This is a genomic window from Pseudalkalibacillus sp. JSM 102089, from assembly GCF_041366475.1.
GTDB lineage: Bacteria > Bacillota > Bacilli > Bacillales > Guptibacillaceae > Guptibacillus > Guptibacillus hwajinpoensis_B.
On the sequence record NZ_JBEWYW010000002.1, the window covers coordinates 673,778 to 698,428 of the forward strand.

22 protein-coding genes and 4 tRNA genes are annotated in these 24,651 nt (G+C 39.8%); 2 read left to right on the forward strand and 24 right to left on the reverse strand.

Going from position 1 to position 24,651, the window contains the following annotated elements; genetic code table 11:
- The first annotated feature begins 413 nt into the window (after positions 1 to 413).
- Both ABVF21_RS07970 and ABVF21_RS07975 read left to right on the forward strand, forming a co-directional pair.
- Complete coding sequence (locus ABVF21_RS07970) at positions 414 to 1,412, forward strand: tRNA dihydrouridine synthase (protein WP_303532776.1); 999 nt, start codon at positions 414 to 416, stop codon at positions 1,410 to 1,412.
- Positions 1,413 to 1,808: 396 nt separating this feature from the next.
- Positions 1,809 to 3,254: a DEAD/DEAH box helicase gene (locus ABVF21_RS07975; protein WP_303532778.1), complete on the forward strand. Its 1,446-nt coding sequence runs from the start codon at positions 1,809 to 1,811 to the stop codon at positions 3,252 to 3,254.
- A gap of 204 nt (positions 3,255 to 3,458) precedes the next feature.
- On the opposite strand, the gene rlmH is transcribed toward ABVF21_RS07975, so the two are convergent.
- The 24 genes from rlmH to ychF all read right to left on the reverse strand — a co-directional run bounded on the left by rlmH (position 3,459) and on the right by ychF (position 24,559).
- Positions 3,459 to 3,938 (reverse strand): 23S rRNA (pseudouridine(1915)-N(3))-methyltransferase RlmH, encoded by a 480-nt coding sequence (gene rlmH / locus ABVF21_RS07980; RefSeq protein ID WP_303532781.1) that lies wholly within the window; start codon positions 3,936 to 3,938, stop codon positions 3,459 to 3,461.
- A 108-nt stretch (positions 3,939 to 4,046) separates the two neighbouring features.
- Positions 4,047 to 4,211, reverse strand: a complete 165-nt coding sequence (locus ABVF21_RS07985; protein WP_226615923.1) for a CxxH/CxxC protein — start codon at positions 4,209 to 4,211, stop codon at positions 4,047 to 4,049.
- Between the two features lie 81 nt (positions 4,212 to 4,292).
- Complete coding sequence (locus ABVF21_RS07990) at positions 4,293 to 5,504, reverse strand: S1C family serine protease (protein ID WP_371017936.1); 1,212 nt, start codon at positions 5,502 to 5,504, stop codon at positions 4,293 to 4,295.
- A gap of 84 nt (positions 5,505 to 5,588) precedes the next feature.
- The gene (locus ABVF21_RS07995; protein WP_371017937.1) at positions 5,589 to 6,383 is read right to left on the reverse strand and encodes an MBL fold metallo-hydrolase; all 795 of its coding nucleotides are present in this window, start codon (positions 6,381 to 6,383) and stop codon (positions 5,589 to 5,591) included.
- Between the two features lie 14 nt (positions 6,384 to 6,397).
- Positions 6,398 to 7,300 (reverse strand): two-component system regulatory protein YycI, encoded by a 903-nt coding sequence (locus ABVF21_RS08000; protein ID WP_194218170.1) that lies wholly within the window; start codon positions 7,298 to 7,300, stop codon positions 6,398 to 6,400.
- Complete coding sequence (locus tag ABVF21_RS08005; RefSeq protein ID WP_303532844.1) at positions 7,287 to 8,672, reverse strand: YycH family regulatory protein; 1,386 nt, start codon at positions 8,670 to 8,672, stop codon at positions 7,287 to 7,289. Before ABVF21_RS08005 ends, ABVF21_RS08000 begins: the two co-directional genes overlap by 14 nt.
- A gap of 2 nt (positions 8,673 to 8,674) precedes the next feature.
- The gene (gene walK / locus ABVF21_RS08010; protein ID WP_194218168.1) at positions 8,675 to 10,477 is read right to left on the reverse strand and encodes a cell wall metabolism sensor histidine kinase WalK; all 1,803 of its coding nucleotides are present in this window, start codon (positions 10,475 to 10,477) and stop codon (positions 8,675 to 8,677) included.
- 7 nt (positions 10,478 to 10,484) lie between these two features.
- Complete coding sequence (gene yycF / locus ABVF21_RS08015; RefSeq protein ID WP_098445599.1) at positions 10,485 to 11,192, reverse strand: response regulator YycF; 708 nt, start codon at positions 11,190 to 11,192, stop codon at positions 10,485 to 10,487.
- Positions 11,193 to 11,460: 268 nt separating this feature from the next.
- Positions 11,461 to 12,867 (reverse strand): peptidoglycan DD-metalloendopeptidase family protein, encoded by a 1,407-nt coding sequence (locus ABVF21_RS08020; RefSeq protein WP_371017938.1) that lies wholly within the window; start codon positions 12,865 to 12,867, stop codon positions 11,461 to 11,463.
- A gap of 291 nt (positions 12,868 to 13,158) precedes the next feature.
- Positions 13,159 to 13,234, reverse strand: a tRNA-Phe gene (locus ABVF21_RS08025).
- A 178-nt stretch (positions 13,235 to 13,412) separates the two neighbouring features.
- Positions 13,413 to 13,488: transfer RNA gene (locus tag ABVF21_RS08030), tRNA-Asp, on the reverse strand.
- 119 nt (positions 13,489 to 13,607) lie between these two features.
- Positions 13,608 to 13,684, reverse strand: a tRNA-Met gene (locus ABVF21_RS08035).
- Between the two features lie 171 nt (positions 13,685 to 13,855).
- Positions 13,856 to 13,931, reverse strand: a tRNA-Lys gene (locus ABVF21_RS08040).
- A 118-nt stretch (positions 13,932 to 14,049) separates the two neighbouring features.
- The gene (locus tag ABVF21_RS08045; RefSeq protein WP_303532791.1) at positions 14,050 to 14,487 is read right to left on the reverse strand and encodes a PilZ domain-containing protein; all 438 of its coding nucleotides are present in this window, start codon (positions 14,485 to 14,487) and stop codon (positions 14,050 to 14,052) included.
- A gap of 128 nt (positions 14,488 to 14,615) precedes the next feature.
- Positions 14,616 to 15,902 carry an adenylosuccinate synthase gene (locus tag ABVF21_RS08050; protein ID WP_194218165.1) on the reverse strand — a complete coding sequence of 429 codons (1,287 nt, stop codon included), beginning with the start codon at positions 15,900 to 15,902 and terminating at the stop codon, positions 14,616 to 14,618.
- 244 nt (positions 15,903 to 16,146) lie between these two features.
- On the reverse strand, positions 16,147 to 17,508 hold the full coding sequence (gene dnaB, locus ABVF21_RS08055) for a replicative DNA helicase (RefSeq protein ID WP_194218164.1): 1,362 nt from the start codon (positions 17,506 to 17,508) through the stop codon (positions 16,147 to 16,149).
- Positions 17,509 to 17,556: 48 nt separating this feature from the next.
- The gene (gene rplI, locus ABVF21_RS08060) at positions 17,557 to 18,000 is read right to left on the reverse strand and encodes a 50S ribosomal protein L9 (RefSeq protein WP_194218163.1); all 444 of its coding nucleotides are present in this window, start codon (positions 17,998 to 18,000) and stop codon (positions 17,557 to 17,559) included.
- Positions 17,997 to 19,973, reverse strand: coding sequence for a DHH family phosphoesterase (locus ABVF21_RS08065; protein WP_194218162.1), 1,977 nt, complete (start codon positions 19,971 to 19,973; stop codon positions 17,997 to 17,999). The genes rplI and ABVF21_RS08065 overlap by 4 nt, the downstream gene beginning before the upstream one ends.
- A gap of 15 nt (positions 19,974 to 19,988) precedes the next feature.
- Positions 19,989 to 21,323, reverse strand: a complete 1,335-nt coding sequence (locus ABVF21_RS08070; RefSeq protein ID WP_371017939.1) for a YybS family protein — start codon at positions 21,321 to 21,323, stop codon at positions 19,989 to 19,991.
- 315 nt (positions 21,324 to 21,638) lie between these two features.
- Complete coding sequence (locus ABVF21_RS08075) at positions 21,639 to 21,938, reverse strand: HPr family phosphocarrier protein (RefSeq protein WP_194218160.1); 300 nt, start codon at positions 21,936 to 21,938, stop codon at positions 21,639 to 21,641.
- A gap of 155 nt (positions 21,939 to 22,093) precedes the next feature.
- The gene (rpsR, locus tag ABVF21_RS08080) at positions 22,094 to 22,330 is read right to left on the reverse strand and encodes a 30S ribosomal protein S18 (protein ID WP_048311135.1); all 237 of its coding nucleotides are present in this window, start codon (positions 22,328 to 22,330) and stop codon (positions 22,094 to 22,096) included.
- Between the two features lie 63 nt (positions 22,331 to 22,393).
- Entirely contained in the window at positions 22,394 to 22,906 is a 513-nt protein-coding gene (ssb, locus tag ABVF21_RS08085) for a single-stranded DNA-binding protein (protein WP_194218159.1), read from the reverse strand.
- A gap of 26 nt (positions 22,907 to 22,932) precedes the next feature.
- Positions 22,933 to 23,229: a 30S ribosomal protein S6 gene (gene rpsF, locus ABVF21_RS08090; RefSeq protein WP_194218158.1), complete on the reverse strand. Its 297-nt coding sequence runs from the start codon at positions 23,227 to 23,229 to the stop codon at positions 22,933 to 22,935.
- A 229-nt stretch (positions 23,230 to 23,458) separates the two neighbouring features.
- The gene (ychF, locus tag ABVF21_RS08095; protein ID WP_303532798.1) at positions 23,459 to 24,559 is read right to left on the reverse strand and encodes a redox-regulated ATPase YchF; all 1,101 of its coding nucleotides are present in this window, start codon (positions 24,557 to 24,559) and stop codon (positions 23,459 to 23,461) included.
- Between the last annotated feature and the right edge of the window lie 92 nt (positions 24,560 to 24,651).

Sequence of the window (24,651 nt, forward strand, 5' to 3'; positions counted from 1 at the left end):
CTAACAACGGAAACTATAATGTTAAATAAGGCAGGATCATTCTTTTTAAAAAAATTTACTATCCCAGGTAGCTTAAAGACCAACTTCTACCATGAAAACTAAATATTATACGAGATAGAATTCCTAACAAACCAAATTCTTATTTAAAATCCCACTAACCATTTTCCCTTTTAGCCCCGTCATTAACCGTTTTGAAGTCTGTTTGTTCTTATCCAGAGGTTAGAGAGTTTTAATTTATTTCTATGTCGATTTACTTGAACACAAGACAACTCTTCCTCTTGCACTTTTCATTGAATGCTTTTAAAGTATATAATGGTTAAATTCAGTCTAACTAGTAATGGATAAGATAGAAACATTATTACTTTTTAATTTTGGGAACTTGTTTTCCCTTAAGGAAAGGGTTCAGATATACTATGAAAGATAATTTTTGGCACGAGTTGCCTCGACCATTTTTTGTTCTTGCTCCAATGGAAGCTGTGACGGATGTTGTTTTTCGACATGTTGTGAGTGAAGCAGCGAGACCTGACGTGTTTTTTACCGAGTTCACCAATACTGCAAGCTACTGCCATCCGAGAGGAAAAGACAGCTTAAGAGGACGATTGACATTCACAGAAGATGAACAGCCAATTGTTGCCCATATTTGGGGAGACAAGCCCGAATACTTCCGAGAAATGAGCATTGGCATGGCAGAAATGGGTTATCGTGGAGTGGATATCAATATGGGCTGTCCTGCTCCTAATGTTGCCACTAAAGGGATGGGATGCGGACTCATTCGTCGTCCTGATGTTGCAGCGGAAATCATCCAGGAAGCGAAAGCGGGGGGATTGCCCGTCAGCGTAAAGACTCGCCTTGGTTATACGGAAGTGGAAGAATGGCGTCACTGGCTGAAGCACCTTCTAGAACAGGATATTGTTAATCTTTCCATCCATCTTCGTACGAAAAAGGAAATGAGTAATGTTGATGCGCATTGGGAGCTGATTCCGGAGATCAAGAAACTTCGAGATGAAGTTGCACCAAATACGCTTCTGACGATTAACGGCGATATTCCAGACCGTCAAAAGGGACTTGAACTTGTTGAGAAGTATGACGTGGATGGCGTTATGATCGGCCGTGGGATTTTCCATAATCCGTTTGCTTTTGAAACAGAGAAGAAAGAGCATACGAGTGAAGAATTGCTTGATCTTCTTAGATTGCAGCTCGATTTACATGATAAATATTCAGCAGAACTAGAAACACGTCAGTTTATAACACTTCGCCGCTTTTTTAAGATCTATGTAAAAGGATTCCGTGGCGCAAGTGAATTAAGGAATCAGCTTATGAGCACTGAATCCACTGATGAAGTGCGTGCTCTTCTTGATGAGTTTAAAGAAAAAGAAAGATCAAATGAAAGTGAAAATTTTTCTGTTTCTTGAGTAAAGTTTGAGTCATTTGAACCAAATCGATCTTAGATTGTTACAGGAGAGGAGAGCCATTCGTGCTTTTCTCTCTTTTTTTATAAGACTATTTAAATAATCCATTTTGATTTTTGCCTCATTGAAACTCTGTGATGACCAATCGCATTGAGCAAAAACGGAGAATCAACAGAAGAAAACTGGTCTGGCTTCAATATGGAGGCTTGACCCTATTTCTTTAAAGGATTATCAAATGTGATGTCAGACAACTTATATCTGTTACTTTTAAAAATTTAATATAAAAGCCGGTTTCTCCCGCACTTTTCAAGTATAATGGACCATATTCTGATAATGCATATAATATTTCTTGGAGAGAATTCTATACATATGACGAAAAACCAAAAACGAGGTTGAAAAATGACTAAAAAAAGTTTTGCAGAATATCATCTTAGCGAAGAAATAAAAAGAGCACTAGATGTGCTAAAATACGAAACGCCAACAGAAGTTCAAAGTGAAGTTATTCCATTAGCATTAGAAAATCAAGATCTTGTCGTAAAAGCTCAAACTGGAAGTGGAAAGACTGCTTCCTTTGGTATTCCTGTTTCCGATATGATTGAATGGGAAGAAAAAAAACCACAGGCCTTAATTCTTACTCCAACGAGGGAGCTTGCGGTTCAAGTCCGCGAAGACATTACGAATATCGGAAGGTTTAAACGCATTAAAGCAGTGTCCGTTTATGGCAAAGAACCTTTTACGAAACAAAAGGATGAATTGAAACAAAAAACTCATTGCGTCGTTGGTACTCCTGGACGGGTCATGGACCATATTGAACGAGAAACTCTAGCTTTGGATCAAATAAAATATCTTATCATAGACGAAGCTGATGAGATGCTTAATCGAGGTTTTATCGATAAAGTAGAAGCGATTATTAAAGAGCTGCCTTCAAACCGAGTAACAATGGTTTTTTCTGCTACCTTGCCTAAAGATGTTGAAAATCTTTGCCATAAATATATGAATGATCCGATTCAGATTGAGATTGAATCGGACGGTATGACAGCCGATACCATTGAACATTCTTTAATTGAAGTGAGAGAAGAAGAAAAGATCTCACTGCTTAAAAACATCACGGTTGTAGAAAATCCAGACAGCTGCCTCATTTTCTGCAGAACCAAAGAACACGTTGATTCTGTGTATAGCGAACTAGAGAAATCTGGATACCCTTGCGAGAGGCTCCATGGGGGGCTAGAACAAGAAGACCGGTTCTCTGTTATGGAAGGTTTCAAACTGGGGAACTTCCGCTATCTGGTGGCTACCGATGTAGCTGCGAGAGGTATTGACATTGATAATGTGACACTTGTTATCAACTACGACGTTCCTATGGAAAAAGAAAGCTATGTACACCGAACAGGAAGAACCGGTCGCGCTGGAAATAAAGGAAAAGCCATTACGTTTTCGACGCCTTTTGAAGGAAAGTTCATTAAAGCAATTGAAAGATACATCGGCTTTGAGCTACCAGCTATAGAAGCTCCAAGCCATCTGGAACTGGCTGGCAAAAAAGCAGCTTTCGAAGAAAAACTTAACAGCCGACGCATTGTAAGAAATAATAAAACAGCCCGCATCAATCAAGATATTATGAAACTTCATTTCAACGGCGGTAAAAAGAAGAAAATTCGTGCTGTTGATTTTGTTGGAACGATCGCAAAAATCTCTGGAGTCACTGCAGAGGATATCGGCATTATAACCATCCATGATCATATGTCCTATGTTGATATTCTGAATGGCAAGGGCTCACTAGTTCTACAGGCCATGGAGAATGCGACTATCAAAGCAAAGAAGTTAAAAGTGAGCATAGCCATTAAATAAAATATTTATAGAAATTCTTAAATCCCCCTCACTTTAAAAAATGAGGGGGATATTTGCTTCTATATGAAATTAAAAGAGACATGATGACCACAGTGTTCGGTCTAGCCAAGTGTAGCTCCTACTGTACTGAATACAATGCGAACAAAGTAATATGTTTTTTCCTAAAAAACTTGAGATTTTGACTCTTTTCATTAATATCCTCATTTACTTATGATACGGTTCGCCTCTATTAATCTTAAACGCACGATAAACCTGCTCAACTAGAATAAGCCTCATTAGCTGATGAGGAAAAGTCATCTTAGAGAAGGAAAGCGTGTCATTTGCTCTCTTGAGAACATCATCACTTAAACCAAGGGAGCCTCCAATAACAAAAGCTATTTTACTCTTTCCATATGTTGCGAGCTGGTCAAGGTCGCGTGCTAACTGTTCAGAAGTTTTCATTTTTCCTTCAATAGCTAAGGCAATTACGTGAGCATCAGATGAAATTTTGCTCATAATGCGATCACCTTCCGCCTTTTTCACCTGAAGCATTTCGGTGTCACTTAGGTTCTCTGGAGCTTTTTCATCTGAGACTTCGATCACTTCTACTTTTGCGAAAGGACCGAGACGTTTCGTATATTCCGCAATCCCCTGCTTTAAATATTTTTCTTTCAGTTTCCCCACAGTAACAATACTTATGTTCAAAAGTTATCCACACCTATCCTTTTTTCTTAAATCCACAGCAGACAAACAAGTTATCCACAGAAATTATCCACATATACACATTTTTCACCCACATGTCGTGACCGAATATTAGTTCGATACCATATATGTTGCGCTGTTTTTGCAATACTCACATGTTGTGGACAACTCATTTGATTCTTTCTCAAGCTCTTCTAATACAGGGAAACTTTCAGTTTCATCAACAATTACATCAAGAGCCAATTCAACATGATCTTTACAGCAGTATATTTTCATTCTATCTCTCCTTCATTTCACTTATCCACTGTGCATAAGTTTCTCCAAAAAGAAACAGGAGAGTTCCCCCTCCTGCGCTATTTAAGAGCTTTGCTGCTCGGCAAGTGTCACTTCTACTTCTTGTTTCGTACCTTCACGATAGACTGTTAATTTCACTCGGTCTCCAATTTCTTTTTTTGTGTAAAGAAATTTACGAAGGTCGATTGAATTCTTAATTTTTTCTCCATCCATTGCTGTTATAACGTCAAGCTCTTTTAAGCCCGCAATATCACCTGAAGAAGTAGGGAAAACACTCATAACTACGACTCCATAATCGACTTTATCTGGCAACTTTAGTGATTCACTCCAGTGATAGGTAGGAATCTCCGAGAGTGATTTTGTTCCTATTCCTATTTGAGGCCTTCTGACTTCGCCATACGACTCTAGATCATTAATGATAGGCTCAGCGATATTGATTGGAATCGAGAAGCCAATTCCCTCTACGCTTGATTGAGCGATCTTCATTGAGTTAATCCCTACTAATTGACCTGAGATGTTAATTAACGCTCCTCCACTGTTACCTGGGTTAATAGAAGCGTCTGTTTGAATTACATCAGCATTCCAATCAATTGTCCCATTCTGATCAGTATCTACTGGAAATGAACGCTCAGGGTTGCTAATAATACCTTGTGTGACGGTCCCTTCAAGAAAGCCTAATGGATTACCGATGGCTATAGCTGGTTCACCTGGCTTGAGGGTATCCGAGTCACCAAATTCAGCAACCATTGTAACGGCCTCAGAAGGGATTTTAAGGACGGCAAGGTCCATTAGAGGGTCAGTACCTACAAGCTCTGCAGAAACGCGCTTTTCGGCGTTTAAGCTTACTTCAAGCTGCCCTGCACCTTCAACTACGTGATTGTTAGTAACAACAAATGCCTCTCCGCCTTCTTTTTTATAAATAACGCCTGATCCTGCTCCTGCTTCTCCGTAATCCTCTGCCCAGAAATCTGTTTTTTGTAAATTAATCACTCCGACAACCGCTTCGCTTACATTCGCAACAGCTGAGGTAATGTCATTTGTTACATCAATACTAATATCTTTAGTAATCGCCCGCTGTTCCGACTTCACTTCCGCTTCTTCATCTTGCGGAGGTTGAATATCAGGCAGCACGCCTACATCCGAGAGAGCAGGCACAGTAAAGAGAATAAGTAATGCGCCTAGAATGGCACCAATCAGTCCAGCCATAAATGCACCGCCGCGATTACCTTTCTGTCGCATCGGTCGATTGTTTTCATCACCATCATAATAGCCCAAATTCTTCACCAATCCTTTCAGTTAAAAAAGGAGACCTCAGAATCAAGACTAATCTATCTTACTTGCCCTCACTCAAGCTTCTCGTCATAACTTCGTAACAAGTGTTGGCGCAACAGGATCTGTATCATATAGAGCAATCTGCTCTCCGATTGCAAAGCCGTTTTGTTCAAGGGTTTGTTGGACAGAAAGTCTTGCCAGGTCTTTCATGTTATTATCTTTACTTAAATGGGCTAAATAAATACGCTTTGTTTGATCACCAATTATATCTGATAGGGCAGCTCCCGCATCTTCATTCGAAACGTGACCCATGTCACCTAAAATTCGTCTTTTCACATTCCATGGATAGCGCCCCATCATAAGCATATTGATGTCATGATTTGACTCAAATACAAGCATATCTGAATTGCGAATCGTTCCTTTGATTCGATCACTTACATATCCAAGGTCTGTCGCGATACTAAGTTTCTTACCTTCGTGATGAAAGGTATAAAACATCGGCTCGGCTGCATCATGGGAGACACCAAATGATTCGACATCAAGATCGTCGAAAGTTTTCACAGTATCCATATCAAACTGAAACTTTTGTTCTACTGGTATTGCACCAATTAGACTTGACATCGCTTCCCACGTTTTTGCATTTGCATATATAGGCAGCTTATACCTTCTTGCAAATATGCCAAGACCTTTAATATGATCGCTATGTTCATGAGTCACAAGCAACCCATCTAGATCCTTTGGATCGAGATGGGCTTTTGCGAACAGTTCTTCAAGTTTTTTTCCACTTAATCCGGCATCTACAAGAAGCTTATGCTTCTCTGTACCAACATAAATGGCGTTACCAGTGCTTCCGCTTGCAAGCACACTAAATTCAAGAGACATATTCCATTCCTCTCCTACTTATCGCTTGTTACCGTTTTAGGCTTAGAAGGATCCGGTTTCTCACTGTCATCTGAATCCTCCTCATCCTCTTGCTCATTGGTTTCGACCTCTTTAGGATCACTAAAGACTGTTTTCTCAATCGCATTAACATAATAGTTCTGAATTGGTTTATCCTTGTTTTCGTTCTTAACGACAACATGCCACGTTGGAACGAAAACAAATGTATCGCGGTCATCCTCGTTCGTAACTGTTGTGTAATAGCCAATTGACATGTCTTCTACTTTGTCATTTAAAGAAATATCCTGCTGATTCACAAGAAGCCCAATCGTTTCAGAAGCTGGATCGATTTTACGTTCTTTGCCGATTTTCTTTAAGTTCAAGTATGTTTGCGTATAAGAGACAACCTTGTCATCTTCAAGCGTAACAATTAGCATACCTGAATCCTGGCTATAAATAGGACGATCTTCAAAGGTTTCCGCGAAATAAATAATGTTTGGATTATTCTCATCACGGGCGTAAAACTGATACTTCCCACCTTCATACACATACGTCTCTAGAAATATTGAAAAGGCAGAAGGCTCGTCCGGATCGCTTATCGGGAACGGCTTCTTAAGAGTGGAGATTAACTTTCGTCCATCAAGCGTAATGTCCTGACTTGTTCCCTCTTCTAACGTTTTCTCTTCTTGCTCTGTAAATTCATGAACATCTCCACTAATGAAAGACATCTTCTCCGTTTGAACAGGAAGGTTTTTCTCATACGTTACGTTTAAATTTTTTAATTGATCTTCAATCGTAACCTGCTCATACTGCTCGAGATCACTTAATTCGGTTTGCTTCTTAAATAAATCACTAGCTAGAAAGATATTAAACACAAGAAACGTTAATATTAATATCGTTTTCGTTCTATTCCAATCCAACTGATTCCCCTCCCTGTTCATTGCTAATGGATTGTAGCGGTGTCCAGGAATTGTTCAACTTCACATACCATTGGGGAATAAGCGTAAACTCATAATTTTGTTCTGCTGACCGGTCAATTGTGAAACCCATTGTTATGTTTTGTATTTCGGTTTTCTTAAAACTTCCCTCGTCTAGTAGAGAAAGGACTTCTTCATAATTCGGTAGCTTACGATCTCCAATTTCTCTAGCGTATTGAATAACCTTCAACATTCGCTTGTACGTGCTAACATCATCATTTTCAAGAGTTACATCAATCTCATCAAGATCTTCTGTTGAAGAGCTATAGACTGGATAGCCACCGGTATATAGTCGGAAGGTAATTTGATCTGTATTGTTATCAGAAGATCTGATCCATTCGTTCAGCACATATTCATCATCATCGTAATCGGTGATACGAAAACCAAAATGCTTATTGATAAATCCATAGGCATCCAGAATAGGAGATTCATTCGATACATACCGACTTGTTGTAGAAGGTGGATTCTTAAACACCATAAATTCATTTTCATGACTAAACGTTAAGTCTCGGCTTCCGTCAGTATAAAGATCAGAAATATTGTTGAATGAGTTCTTCTCAACACGATCTTGTTCAGGAAAAAGCGCTTCTTTAAAATCTTCTTCATTTGCTAGCTCATCGGAACTTCCTCCGAACGTCGTTAAAGAAGGACCTTGTATCGGAATATAAAAGGTCGGTAGCTCGTCAGAAACTTGAAACGGTTTGGCACGAAAAATCTTATTTTCTTCAGCTTCACTACTATTAACCTCAAAAGAAGAGAAGACGTTTGAATACCATTCTTTTATATCATTCGAGGCTTCAACCGTAGCTCGCATTCCATCACCATTGGCTGTATTGAGGAAAATGATTTCATTGTTTTTACCTGATGCAATGGACGGAATGATAATGCGATCGAATGTCGACAAAGGAATATCGTCTTTCGAAATGCTCACTAGTTTCTTCAAAACGTCATTTGAAAGCAATGTTGGAAAAATAAGCTCTACGCTATTGCCGGTCTCCCGTATACTTTTCATATCATTCTCCATCGTAAAGGACTTGATTTTCATTCCGGAGATAAATTCATTGTAAAAAGAATCAATGGTATTGGAATAAAAGGAAGTAAAATGTTGATTATCAATGTGATAAACGAGCTGATTTGGTTTTACAACTTCATTGATACTTACTTCCTTAATACCAACAGGACTTGCTTCTGTAGGAGCAGCTTCCTTTTCGTACTCAGGTTCGAATGTCCAAATCTGCCACGTTAGAAACAAGCTAGTTAAAACGAGAACATTGAGTAAAACGGTTTTAAAGTTCTCAAATTGTTTCTTCGTCATTCTCACTTGTCTTCGACCTCCCTTATTCGCTTATAAGGGAGAGTAAAGTAGATCGTTGTTCCATGTCCCCACTTACTCTCTGCCCAGATATCCCCATGATGGGCATGGATCATTTCCTTGGCAATAGCCAAACCAAGTCCAGTTCCTCCAAGCTGCCGTGAGCGAGCTTTATCTACACGATAGAACCGATCAAAGATCTTCGAAAGATTATTTTTGGGTATGCCAACACCTTCATCACTGATGCTGATTCGGATCTTCTTCCCAATCGTCCAGCATCTTGCTGTGATAGTACCTCCATCCGGGGAGTACTTAATCGCATTAGAAATAATGTTATCAAGCACCTGTGTCATTTTGTCTTTATCCACTTTTGTGTAAATCGCTAAACGCGGAAGCTGCCTAACAATTTCAATATTCTCTCGCTTCGACATCTCAAAGCGATCAAGCACATGATCAAACATCTCAACGAAATCGACTTCCGTAAACTCAAGATGATACTCTTTCTTATCCATTTTAGAAAGCTGTAATAGATCATTAACTAACCTGATCATACGCTCTGTTTCATTTTGCGTGACGCTTAAGAAGCGCGGAGCAATTTCAGGATCCTGTAATGCTCCCTCCTGAAGCGCCTCAAGGTAACTTCTCATCGTTGTAAGAGGCGTACGTAACTCATGTGACACATTCACTACAAATTCACGTCGTTCCTGTTCAAGCTGTTCTTGCTCTGTAATATCATGAAGGACAGCAATCAATCCATTAATTGGACCGTCTTCTTTATGGATAATAGAAAAGTTAACTCGAATAATAAACGTTTGTTGATCATCACTTAAATCTAGAATCATTGAGTCAGGACCATTGTAAACATCATCCCACGTCTTCTCTTCAGCGAACTGAAGAATTTTGTTTAGTGATGTTCCAAGAACCGTTTCACGTGAAACGTTCATCATTTCCTCAGCACGATCGTTCATTAGAATGATCATACCTTCTCGGTCTGTAGCAATAACACCATCCGTCATATAAGCAAGCACAGATGTAAGTTTACGTCGCTCACCTTCTGTAATGGCATTAGCTTCTTGAAGCCTTCTTGTTAAATCATTAAAGGCTAACGCAAGCTGTCCAATCTCATCTTCTCCGTACACCTTCACTTTTCGAGTGAAGTCGCCTCGGGCCATCACAAGTGCTTGTTTTCTCATATCCGAAATTGGCCTTGTTATCGTACGAGAGATAATAATACCAAGTAGGCCTGTCAGTACCAGGGCAATCAAGGCAGATTGAGCCAATAAACTATTCACTTCATCTGCTTGTTCAAATACCTGATTCATATTTGCCTGAATATACACCGCTCCAACAGTGGTGTTCGTTTCACCTTTAATAGGATAGCCATAAGCTAAAAACCGCTCTCCTTCACTATCAAGAAGAATTTCTTGTTCAGCTACACCATTTAGTGCACTATCCACGAAATCATTCGTCGCACGTGTTCCTTCGAGACCATCATCATTAAGCGTTCCGACTACTTGACCTAATGAATCAACTACTAGAATTTGACGAATTTCATTTTGGCTAAAATTTCTAATCAAGTTATTAATCGTATCATCTTCTTCATCGCTCTTACTATTCACCTGATCAGAGACATTATCAGCTAGAAGTTCAGCACGATCGCGAATGGAACTAGCGTAGTTACTCTGAAACTGCTCTTCTAACTTGTCGTTAAAATAAACAGAGATAAACTGGATGGCCACAAGAATAAGAAGAACATAAACAATCGCAAACTTAAAATGAATGGATTTAAAAAAACCGACCTTTCCCATCTAAAGTTTACTGCTCCTGTTCCGGTTCACGCATATAGTAGCCAACGCCACGTCTTGTAATAATCCATGTCGGATGGCTTGGATTATCTTCGACTTTCTCGCGTAATCGACGTACTGTTACATCTACTGTTCTAACATCGCCAAAATAATCATATCCCCAAACAGTTTGTAACAAATGCTCTCGGGTCATAACTTGACCTATATGTTTTGATAAATAATGTAGCAATTCAAATTCTCTATGTGTTAACTCAATTGATTCTTCACGCTTCGTAACAAGATAAGCATCTGGATGAATCGTTAGCGCACCCACTTTAATAAGCGAATTCGGTGAAGATTCTTTCTCAGGCTCCTGTTGACGACGGCGCAAATTAGCTTTCACACGCGCAATAAGCTCACGTGTACTGAAAGGCTTTGTGACATAATCATCAGCACCAAGCTCAAGACCTAGCACTTTATCAATTTCAGAATCCTTTGCCGTTAGCATAATAATTGGCATCTCATACTTTTTACGAACTTCACGACAAACTTCCATTCCGTCACGTTGAGGTAACATAATATCAAGAAGAATCATATCCGGATTCTCTTCCTCAACTTTAGCAATGGCCTCGTCTCCATCGTAAGCACAAACCACTGTAAAGCCTTCCTTCTCAAGATTAAATTGCAGAATATCTGCAATTGGTTTTTCATCATCTACAACAAGAATTTTCTTGTCCATTATGAACGCTCCTTCTTTGATATGACAATATCAATTTACCGTTGATATGAAACATGCATACTTTTGTCTATTTTATCATATTATGTAGGTTTTATTACGATTCCCTACCGCTCTTCCCTTAACTTCTATAAGAGAAACGCTACGTCCTTTCTCTTTCGTCTTATAACACCGTTGTCTAATGGCTTATGAAATCCTACTAATACATTCGCCATTCAAACACATCTTTCGCCAGGAAGTCATAAAAGAAACCTTCAGTTTTCACTGAAGGTTATTTTTTCACGTAATTCATTGGATTTTCAAGATCACCGTTCTTATATACTTCAAAATGAAGATGAATACCTGTTGAATCCCCTGTAGTACCCATAACTCCAATTTTATCACCTTTCTGAACCGTATCGCCAACTGAGACAGAAATGGACGCCAGGTGAGAATAAGTTGTTTTTAAACCATTATTGTGATTAACAGTAACCTGGTTGCCATAACCACTTCGCGTACTTGCAGCTGTAACCTTTCCATTATCCACTGTACGGATTGTTTTATCCGATACCCCAGCAATATCGATACCTTTATGGTAAGATCCCCAGCGATCGCCCTGCTTACTTGTAATTGTTCCTCCTACAGCAGGCCATGCAAATGAACCAGTTCCTTTTGATGGAATTACCTTTGTTCCAATTTTAATTACCTCATCTACAGGTTCCTTAGATACGTCTTCTTTCACTACTTTCTTTTCAACGGCTTTTCCATTTTCACGTTTTACTTTATAAGTAACAGTCTTCTTACCCTTTTCTCCAACTTGCGTTACTTTCTTCTCACCCTTTAAGAGAGAATCACTTTTCTTTTTAGTAACTTGATATGGAATTTCTTTTGTTTTTTCAATTTCTACCGTTTCTATCACGTTTACAAATTTATTCTTCTCAAGAACGTTTAATTGATCACCCTTCTGTATCTCATCCTCACTAGAAAGGTTGTTTTTCTCCATTAGATCTTTAACATCCATCTTAAACTTTTTAGCTACTTGTTTAAGAGATTGGTTTTCTGTAACTTTATATGTTACCTCTTCTTCAAAACCTGATTTAAGGAGGGACACTCCTTCCTCCTCCGTTAAAATATCCTCTGGATTCACTTCATTCTTTTCAACTGTAAACGGTTGTGAGAGCTCAACAGCATCGATCGGATGAGGCTTTTCACCTGATTCGAATACATTCATACTTGTTTTCTCAATTTCCTTCACTTTATCATCAGTAAGTAAGGACTTAGCGTACTCCCATAGAGCATCTTTTGCTTGTTCCTCACTCACGAAGCTCCCTACCTGCTCTCCATCAAAAGATAGGGTATACCCTTCACCAGTAAACGTAATTTCTTTATCTAATTGCTCGAGTGCTTCCTTATTATCAACTGAAGGTTTAAATAAGCGTTCCGTCACAACCTCCACGTCATTCTCAACTGATAACTTCACACCATTTGCCTTTTGTTCGTTTTTTAATTCCTTTATATTTTCGTTCAACACCGCTCGACTATCTACAGTGCCTACGTTTTCTCCATCTATATAAACGTGATAAACAGGCTTCATGAGATTATAAACTGATGCACCAACTGGTTCTATCCAAAAAAGTGTACTAACACTCGTTACTATGACCGAAAGTTGTATAAAACGACGTACATTTATTTTTTTCATGCGACTTCCCCCTGCTATAGCTAAAACTATCTTTTTTACTCATGTTTCGCACTTTATCATATACAGGAAGTCACATGGGTACAAATACTCAACTTGTAATAAAAATGTAGTCATTTCGTCACGATCGTGGCAACTCATACCAGAAAATTGGAAGGTTTTTCATCAATTGTCTTACACTTTAAATAAGGATCACGTCTGCAGTAAATAGTTCGCTTTTAAAAAATCTACAAAAAAACGCATACCCCTCAATGAGAGATATGCGATATATGTACGTTGTTAATTGAAAAATAATGGTGGCTCCGGACGGAATCGAACCGCCGACACGTGGATTTTCAGTCCACTGCTCTACCGACTGAGCTACAGAGCCATATAAGTTATACTGTCCATCAGCTTATGCTGTGTAAAACCTCTGTCCCTTCCTCTACAAGCCTTGCTTTGAAGCTAGCTGTGTCGGGACAACTCGTCGGAAATTCAATGAAGCTTTGCTCGTTGCTCTACCGACTGAGCTACAGAGCCATATTACTAATTCCATTTAATAGATTAAATGGCGGTCTCGACGGGAATCGAACCCGCGATCTCCTGCGTGACAGGCAGGCATGTTAACCGCTACACCACGAGACCATTCAAATATTGTTCACTTACGTTTGAGAGAAATCATACCAAGTTATGCGTTTAGGTTTCCCCTGAAGGGACTCCGATAAAAATTTAACAAGGAAGATTAATCGACGCAGTTAAATTTTTGGTTGCGGGGGCAGGATTTGAACCTGCGACCTTTGGGTTATGAGCCCAACGAGCTACCGAACTGCTCCACCCCGCGACGATATGAATGAAGGTTTGCTGCACCTGCTTCTTTATGCTGTGCACTGTTTCTTCCTCTGCAAGATTATGCTCCGATGCGTATCCGTCGAAACAACTCGATGTTGATTCAATGATGTAACGCTCGTTGCTCCCCCCCGCGACGATATGTATCATTTTCATCTAAAGAAAATGGTGAGCCATGAAGGACTCGAACCTTCGACCCTCTGATTAAAAGTCAGATGCTCTACCAACTGAGCTAATGGCTCGTCATAAGTATCTTGTAACGACGACAAGATTTATCATATCATTGGATTTCATAAAAAGCAAGAGATCTTGAAAAGAAAATAAAAAAACAGCCATGGAGTAAGTTAACCCTGTCTTAATTTACCCCTTTGCCTGTTTATTTAATCGCTCTTTCATCAATTCACGAATTTCTTGTTTCCGACGATGACGTTTAATGGCGAAACGATTGACCTCTTGAAAAATGAGTGAGGATTCTTTATCCGTTTTGAGATGAAACTTTACACCAAAAAAGTGACTTGCTCTTGTGTTTGGATCATTAGGATTGTTTGGCTTCCCCCAGACCACTTCACCTGTAATGCGAAATGGTTCATCATTTAACTTAATCGAAAACTCCATATTCGTATGCATTGGCGCTTCGAAATCTACAGAAAAACCAATACCTTCGAGTCCAATATCATGAATATAAATTTTATGGTTAAAATCCGTAGCGACAGGTTTGTTCTTTTCAATAATTCTCATCCTTGCAGCAAAAGGAACGTCAAGCTGCTGACGAAAGACCTGTCTTTTATTGCGACTCATGCGAACACCTCATCAAAGTTTAACAATTTTGATAGTCCAAGTTTACCACAAAAATCGTTTTTCCGCAGAATTTTCCAACTTCTAATGTTCTAAAAAAAGCTGGCAGTCTCAGCTGCCAGCTCGATCAATTAAGCAAAAACCCCACGAATCATATTTGTTTGATTACGGTCTGGACCTACTGAGAAGATTGATAATGGAATACCTGTCAATTGTGAAACACGCTCAATGTAGTGACGTGCGTTAGGTGGTAAATCACCAAGGTTTTTCACACCAGTAATATCTTCTGTCCAACCAGGCATTTCTTCATAAACAGGTTCACATTCAGCAAGAACCTTAAGGCTTGCTGGGAACTCTTCAATAACTTCACCTTTGTACTTATAGGCTGTACAAATTTTAAGCGTTTCGATGCCAGTCAGTACATCAATGGAATTTAGAGAAAGATCGGTAATTCCGCTTACGCGGCGAGCATGTCGTACTACAACGCTGTCGAACCAGCCAACTCTGCGCGGTCTGCCAGTCGTTGTACCATATTCATTTCCTACTTCACGAATTTGGTCGCCTACTTCATCATGAAGCTCAGTAGGGAACGGGCCGTCACCTACTCGTGTCGTATAAGCCTTCGAAACACCAACAACGTGATTGATTTTACTAGGTCCTACACCTGAACCAATTGTAACCCCACCAGCAATTGGATTTGAAGATGTTACAAACGGGTATGTACCCTGATCGATATCAAGCATGACACCTTGTGCACCTTCAAATAGAACACGACGCCCTTCATCAATGGCATCATTAAGGACCACCGAAGTATCTACAACATACTTTGCAATCTTTTGGCCGTACTCGTAGTATTCTTCAAGAATATCTTCTTTTTTAAAGCCTTCAACTTCATACATTTTCTCTAGAAGACGATTTTTATCAGTTAGGTTACGCTCCAGCTTCTCTTCAAATACTTCTCTGTCAAGAAGATCACAAATACGGATTCCCACTCTTGCAGCTTTGTCCATATATGCTGGGCCAATTCCTTTTTTCGTTGTGCCAATTTTATTTTCGCCTTTGTACTCTTCTTCCACGACATCAAGCTTCAAGTGGTAAGGAAGAATAACATGTGCGCGATTGCTAATGCGCAGGTTATCTGTATTAATATTGCGTTCATGTAAATAGGCAAGTTCTTCAAGAACAGCTTTTGGATCAACAACCATTCCGTTTCCAATGACACAAATTTTATCGTCATAAAAAATTCCTGATGGAATCAAGTGAAGTTTGTACTTCGTATCATTAAATACAATTGTATGTCCTGCATTGTTTCCACCCTGATAACGAGCGACAACTTCTGCATTTTCCGAGAGGTAATCCGTAATCTTTCCTTTACCTTCATCGCCCCACTGTGTTCCTACCACAACTACTGATGGCATTTGAGCACCTCCAGATGCTTCCTACGATTAATTCATCAAGAAGCATACTTCTTTTTTTAAAAAACCCAGGGTAAGTGTACCAATTTGATGGTTGTAAGTCAACAAACCCGAACAATTATATAAATAAATATAATTATGTTCGTTATTTAGTTATTCCCTTCGAATAAAAATAAGACAAATGTAGTGCTTTTATTATGCTCATTTTTGTGAACTATAATAAAAAAGCCTCATAAAAGAGGCTTTTTTAGGCACCTGGTGGCATGTCACCTTCATCATGACGCCTTTCCAGGTTAACGAATTTATTGTATTCTTTCACAAACGCAAGCTCTACTGTTCCAACTGGACCATTTCGCTGCTTTGCAATAATAATTTCAATAATGTTTTTATTTTCCGATTCCTTATCATAATAATCATCTCGGTATAAGAACGCGACAATATCAGCATCCTGCTCAATACTTCCAGATTCACGTATATCAGACATCATTGGTCTTTTATCCTGTCTCGACTCAACTCCACGAGAGAGCTGTGATAGTGAAATGAGAGGTACTTCAAGTTCACGTGCTATGCCTTTTAAGGACCTCGATATTTCGGAAACTTCTTGTTGTCTGTTCTCCCCAGATCCATTACCACGTATAAGCTGCATATAATCAATTAGAATCATGCCAAGGCCCTTCTCCTGCTTCAAGCGTCGACATTTAGCACGAATATCACCAACTCGAATACCAGGAGTATCATCGATATAAATACCGGCATTTGAAAGACTCCCCATAGCCATCGTCAGCTTCTGCCAGTCATCTCCTGTCAGTCCACCTGTTCGAAGACGTTGTGCATCAATATTCCCTTCCGCACAGAGCATACGCATAACAAGCTGTTCAGCACCCATCTCAAGACTAAAGATCGCAACATTTTCATCCGTCTTCGTAGCGACGTTTTGAGCAATGTTAAGAGCAAAAGCTGTCTTACCTACAGAAGGTCTTGCTGCAACAATGATCAAGTCATTTCGTTGAAAGCCTGCGGTCATTCGATCAAGCTCAGAAAATCCTGTAGGAATGCCTGTAATATCTTCAGTACTGTTTTGTAGCATTTCAATATTATCATAGGCAGTTACAAGAACATCTTTAATAGATATAAAAGCTCCTGTATTCTTTCGCTGAGAAACCTCCATAATGGATTTCTCAGCTTCTGATAGAAGGTTTTCAATCTCATTTTCTTTCGCATAGCCATCAGAAGCTATATCTGTGGCGGCGCGAATAAGTCTTCTTAAGATTGATTTCTCTTCTACAATTTTAGAATAATACTCAACGTTCGCAGCCGTAGGAACTGAATTAGCCAGATCACTTAGGTAAGATACTCCACCAATTTCTTCAAGAATTTTAAGGTCCTGCAGCTCTGATGTAACCGTGACAAGATCGACAGGCTCACCCTTCTCGGAGAGATCAATCATGACAGAGAAAATCTTCTGATGTGCCGCTCTATAAAAGTCTTCTGGCTGCAATACTTCCGTTGCTGTTGTGAGTGCATCAATTTCTAAGAAAACAGCACCGATTACCGCTTGTTCAGCTTCTATATTTTGAGGTGGCGTACGATCAGCAAATAAATCACTCATGTTGTTTTCCCCCTGAGCATTTCGCTATTTTCCACCCGTGATCACCTATTATTGCTCTACCACATGTACTTTAACAGTTGCTGTTACATCATGGTGCAATTTAATGGGTACATTCGTGTATCCCAGTGAACGGATTGGTTCATCAAGCTCGATTTTACGTTTATCCACTTTGATGTCGTGCTTTTTCAGTTCTTCAGCAATATTTTTACTTGTAATGGATCCAAATAAACGGCCGCCTTCACCAGATTTTGTTTCCAATTCAACTTCAAGGCTTTCGATTGTTTCTTTCAGCGCTTTTGCCTCATCAAGCTCTTCCTGAGCCTTTTTATCATCACTGCGCTGTTTTGCTTTTAAGGTTTTCATATTTGCATTATTTGCTTCTAGAGCTAGATTATTCTTCAACAGATGGTTACGAGCATAACCGTCTGCCACATTTTTCACTTCGCCTTTTTTACCTTTACCTTTTACATCTTCTAAGAAAATCACTTTCATGATTCATCTTCGCTCCCTTCCAAATAGTTATCAATTGTTTCCTTAAGCAATTCTTCTGCTTCTTCGATTGATCCAGAATCAATTTGCGTCGCAGCATTGGTTAAATGTCCACCGCCATTAAGGCCTTCCATTATAATCTGAACATTAACATCACCAAGCGATCTTGCGCTAATGCTAATTTTACCATCAGTTCGTTTCGAAATAACGAAAGAAGCAATTACGCCGCTCATTGATAAGAGCGTGTCTGCGGCTTGTGCAATCAATACTTGATCGTAAGTTTGATCTCTTTCACCGAGTGCAATCGCAATACCGCTTCGATATATGTGCGATTTCTCTATAATTCTGGCTCTCCTAATATACTGTGCAATGTCTTCTCGTAGAAATTCCTGTACAAGAACAGTATCAGCTCCATGTGCCCTTAAATAGGATGCAGCGTCAAACGTTCTAGAACCGGTTCTAAGCGTAAAGCTTTTTGTATCCACAATAATCCCTGCCAAAAGAGCTGTTGCTTCCATAATATCCATTTTGAGCCTTTTCGGCTGGTATTCAAAGAGTTCCGTTACAAGTTCAGCTGTAGAAGATGCATATGGCTCCATATAAACAAGAACTGGATCTTCAATAAACTCTTCTCCACGTCTATGATGATCAATGACGACCACATGATCAAGCTTTTGTAAAAGGCGCTCTTCCATTACAAGAGAAGGTTTATGGGTATCGACGACAACTAGAAGCGTATTCGGTGTACAATTCTCGAGCGCATCTTCAGGATCAATAAAGCGAGCCCAAAGTTGGTCATTCCCTTCAATCTCTTCCATTAATCTTGAGACACCACTTGTCCGCTGATTTTGATCAAAAACGATAGAACCTTCTTTTCCATTGGCCTGTGCTACTTTTAATATACCTATCGAAGCACCGATGGAATCCATATCAGGATTTTTGTGCCCCATAATAATGACTTGATCACTATCCAGTACAAGTTCTCTTAAAGCGTGAGAAATAACTCGTGCTCGAACCCTTGTCCGCTTTTCAATCGGATTGGTCTTTCCTCCATAGAACTTCACTTTCCCGGTTGTCTGCTTAATCGCCACCTGGTCACCACCACGTCCAAGCGCTAAATCAAGACTAGACTGAGCTAATTGACCAAGTTCCGTAAGTGTACTGTGACCACTACCAATACCAATACTCAATGTAATGGAAATGTTCTCTTTCGAAGTAGCTTCACGCACCTCATCAAGGATAGAGAATTTATTTTTCTCCAAATCCTGAAGGATCTTTTGGTTTAATACAGCAAAGAATTTCTCAGATGAACTTCGCTTCAAGAATATTCCCTGCTCATCAGCCCAGTTATTCAGAATCGAGGTAACAGAGCTGTTTAAGTTACTACGCACCTGATCGCCCAGTCCCTGGGTTACTTCTTCATAGTTATCCAGATAAACAATCCCAACAACCGTTTTTTCTTCGCTATAAAGACGTTGTATTTCTACCTTTTCACTCACATCGAAGAAATAGAGAAGTCTTTCTTCTTGTTTGAAATAAGTTTTGTACTTACGATCATGGATCGTTAAAATTTCTTCATTCGCTTCTGACTTCAAAAAGGGAATAATTTGCTCCGATATATCATTCAACGAAAGTCCTATCAATTGCTCTTTCTCCATCATGATAGGCAAATATGGATTGGTCCATTCGATGTGATAATCCTCATCATACAGCAATATTCCAAAAGGCATTTCCATCAGAGCCTCGTCTCCCACCTTCTTCACACGGTGAGACAGAGTTGATACATAATCCCTGAGTGCAGCTTGAAATAAAGATTCAGCTCGAATCGCTGTATAAACAAGAAGCGTCATGACCACTACGCTTCCAACCCCTAATATCCAGTTGTAATAGGTGATGATGCCGATAAACAGGATGGAAATGACGAACAAGGCTACCACATGATAACCATGCCACCGTTTCGTTAAAAACTTTGGCATACTTTCAGCTCCTACCTATGATTTCATTCTCCTTCGCAATTCGAAACCAAGATCAATTATTCCAATAATAACAATAAATGATGTTAGTGCGAAGCCAAGAACCGTTAACAGAATTGGCACGACGATGGGCCACCCCTTTTGATGGCTAAAAAAGTAAATGACTGCAAGCCCCTGAACAAATATCAGTGCGTTGAGTATTAAGTAAACGTTAATGGATGCAACAAATACAGCAGATCCTTCTTCTAATCCTACCATCATAACAATAGTAACAACTAAATAATACCATAAAAAACTCTTCGGAAATGACCATTCTCGGATTGGTGGAAAGACTGGTGGATGAAAATTCCCTACCCTCTTTAAAATCGGCACTGAAATAAGTTGAGATATAAGCGCAATAACTGCCCCCATTAATACAAGAACAGTTGGGATAAGATATCGAATTAAACTAATTTGCTCCCTAGCCTGAGCAATTTGATCCGAATTCCCTCCTAAAGCTTTCGCCATTGACTCAGCCTGTTGAAAAGATTGATTCATCATTTCCATAGATAAATCTGCTGGATTTTGACCAATAAGTAAAATACTTGAAACGAAAATGATAACCAAACCAACAACATAAGCAATGGTACTTCCAAGTAAAACAGCAAGCGCAGATTTACGAAGATAATATAAGTACCCTGCAGTTAAACCACCAAGACTAAATACTAAGGTAAAAGCAAACGAAGGTATACCAGCTGTTAATACCCCAATAACAATAGTGACGGCCCACATCACCAATCCACTCTTCAACCCATTCCGAACTACCATTAAAATGAACGGCACTGGAAGAGCCCATAAAGTAATGACACCAACAACGGGTACATACATCGTTACCAAAAATAAAACAGCAAACACAGCCGCAAGCGCAGCCCCTTCAACTAACGGTACAACAGCACGATTCTTCATCATTAACTCCTTTTCAGTAAAGCGGAGCGGGCCTGCTAAAATCCGCAAGCTGTTGGAGCCCATAGAGACTGAGGCGCTTTTTGCCTCATTCGATTGGGCGAAACAGCCGAAGGATTTGGCCCGCGCAGCTAGATCAATAAAGCGGAAGTGGGCGATTAGGTCCGACAAGCGCTGGAGACCTTTCATTTGAACACGGTCTTTGTGTTCGGATGAAAGGTTGAAGCGACTCGAGGACCTGCCCACTGCAGCTAGATCAGTAAAGAGGAAGTGGGCGATTAGGTCCGACAAGCGCTGGAGACCTTTCATTTGAACACGGTCTTTGTGTTCGGATGAAAGGTTGAAGCGACTCGAGGACCTGCCCACTGCAGCTAGATCAGTAAAGCGGAAGTGGGCGATTAGGCTCGACAAGCACTGGAACCTTTTCATTTGAACACGGTCTTTGTGTTCAGAGGAAAAGGTGAAGTGATCGAGAGACTGGCCACTGCAGCTAGATCAGTAAAGCGAACGATAACGTTCGACTACTAAATAAATCTACATTAAGTCTCACGCCCTACGATACCAGTATTTACACGAATTCAATAAACTACCTCTTATGAAATTCAAAAAAACGGGTCGAAATCCCCTTACTACATTGTAAGAATTTCTGCCCGTTTCAGCAAATGTTTCATTAATTTGAATAGTAAGCATTAAGAAAAGGCTGTTTTCTCAACAGCCTACTATGTATTACATAAGAGATAAAGTCTCTTCTTTTGCGCTATCCATTTCATTTTGAAGCCATTCTTCTAATTGCATAGATGCTTCGGTAGCATCCTCACCGTCAGCAATAAGAAGAAGTGAGTCATTTTCTTTCACCGTAAGATTGAACGTTATTACGCTTGTTAAGTTCTTTGCGTTAATGCTATGACCATTACGATAAAGTGACACGTGACTGTTAAACGACTTCGCTTTTTTTACGAATGCCATAAGGGAGTTCATACTAAGCTGCTCTGTCAGATTAATTGTTGTTGTTTCCACATTCTTCATTATTGTGGTTCCTCCTTACAGATCTCTTGTAAGGTTCTTATTCCCTCAATATGTGAAGTCATAAACCACTTATTCTCCAACAATGTAAAAAACATTATTTCAGAATAAACTTGTATAGAAAAAAACAGTGGGACAATGTCCCACTGTTTTTAGACTTACTCACCAAGTACGTATGGTAGTAAAGCCATTTGACGAGCGCGTTTAACCGCACGAGTCAATTGACGTTGATATTTAGCGCTAGTACCTGTTACACGACGTGGAAGAATTTTTCCACGCTCAGATACGAAACGCTTAAGAAGATCTGTATCTTTATAGTCGATGTAAGTGATTTTGTTTACTGTGAAGAAACAAACCTTTTTACGACGACCTCTGCGTCCACCTGGTCTTGCCATGGGTAGTTACCTCCTTTGCATTTAAAATTCGATCTCTGTTTTCACCGCTCGAAACAGAGAGTATTAGAACGGCAAGTCATCATCTGAAATGTCGATCGGCTTGCCATCGCTCGCAAACGGGTCATCTCCAAAATTGGAGTGATCACGGTTGTTATCACGATTTTGGTTCTGATTCCCGTAACCGCCGGTTTCTCTGTTTTGGTTGCCGCCACCGTAGTTGCTACTGTTGCCGCTTCCGCCACCGCCCTGGTTTGCACCTTTAGGCTCGAGAAATTGGACGCTTTCAGCCATCACTTCTGTCACAAACACACGCTGTCCCTGGCTATTATCGTAAGAGCGAGTCTGAACTCGTCCATCTACACCAGCAAGGCTGCCTTTTTTCAAGAAATTGGCTGCGTTTTCTGCCTGTCTGCGCCATACAACAATGTTGATAAAATCAGCTTCGCGGTCTCCCTGCTGATTCGTAAACGGGCGATTTACAGCTAGTGTAAAGTTCGCAACCGCTACGCCACTAGGGGTATAACGCAATTCAGGGTCTTTTGTTAAACGTCCAACTAATACGACGCGATTCAGCATCAGAACCCCTCCTATTTATAAAACAATTACTTTTTAGCTTCTTCTAGGTTGATCGTCATGAAACGAAGAACATCGTCGTTGATTTTCATCAAACGGCTGAACTCTTCAATCGCTTCAGTATTACTGTTAATGTTAAGAAGCATGTAGATCCCGCTGTTGAAATTCTCGATTTCATAAGCAAGACGCTTCTTACCCATTTCTTTAGTTTCATTAATTTCCGCACCATTGTCTGTAAGGATTCCGTTGAAACGCTCAACAAGAGCTTTCTGTGCATCCTCTTCAATGTTTGGACGGATAATGTACATAATTTCGTAGTTACGCATTCCGTTCACCTCCTTTTGGTCTAACGGCTCTCAATGGTAATTAAGAGCAAGGAGTAAGTATACAAAGATAATTACTCACAGCTTTAGATTATACCAAATTAATTCTTTATTAGCAAGTCCCGTAGAAATTGAATCTATAGACTGGTTGATTTCCGCTTCAATCAGCTACGTATGGATTTTTATACAAACCCCTTTCAAAACAACAATCTTTTAGAAAAGACCCTATATCTTAAACGTTAAAGCGGAAATGGATCACGTCTCCGTCTTTTACAATATACTCTTTTCCTTCAAGACGAACTTTTCCTTTTTCTTTCGCGATAGCCATTGTCCCAGCTTCAACTAGGTCATCATAAGCTACAATTTCCGCGCGGATAAAACCACGTTCGAAGTCAGTATGGATAATACCAGCTGCTTGTGGAGCTTTCATTCCAAGACGGAATGTCCACGCACGAACTTCTTGCTCACCAGCTGTGAAGTAAGTAGCTAGTCCAAGAAGGTCATAGGAAGCGCGAATTAATTTATTCAATCCCGGCTCAGAGATTCCGATGTCTTCAAGAAATGCATCTTTTTCTTCGCCTTCAAGTTCAGCGAGTTCGGATTCTATCTTCGCACAAACAACGATAACTTCTGCGCCTTCTTTTGCAGCATATTCACGAACTTTAGATACATATTCATTATCAGTTGGGTCCAGAAGATCATCTTCGTCAACGTTTGCTACGTAAAGAACAGGCTTTTTCGTTAATAGATGATAGCCGTAAACAATTTTCTCTTCTTCTTCCGTTAGCTCTACGCTTCGAGCAGGCTGTTCTTCTTCGAATGCTTCCTTAAGCTTTGTGAGAACGTTAAATTCTGCTAGCGCTTCCTTATCTTTTTGCTTCGCCATTTTCTGAACACGGGCGATGCGCTTTTCTACTGATTCAAGGTCTGCAAGGACTAGCTCAAGGTTAATCGTTTCAATATCAGAAATGGGATCTACTTTACCAGAAACGTGGGTAATATTCTCATCATCGAAACAGCGAACAACTTGAGAAATTGCATCTACTTGACGAATATGAGAAAGAAACTTGTTTCCTAGGCCTTCGCCTTTACTTGCCCCTTTAACAATCCCAGCAATATCTGTAAATTCAAAAGCTGTTGGTACAGTCTTCTTTGGATTTACAAGCTCAGTTAGCTTTTGAAGACGCTCATCTGGAACTTCTACAATTCCAACGTTCGGATCAATTGTACAGAACGGATAGTTAGCTGACTCTGCTCCTGCCTGTGTAATTGCGTTAAATAAAGTTGACTTCCCAACATTCGGAAGTCCTACAATACCGGTGGTTAATGCCATCTCGGTCACTCCTTTAAAGTATCTGCCTTAGAAGGCGATTTTTATAAAAATAAAGATGGCTAAATGAGCCATAAATAGACTTTTTTGATCAT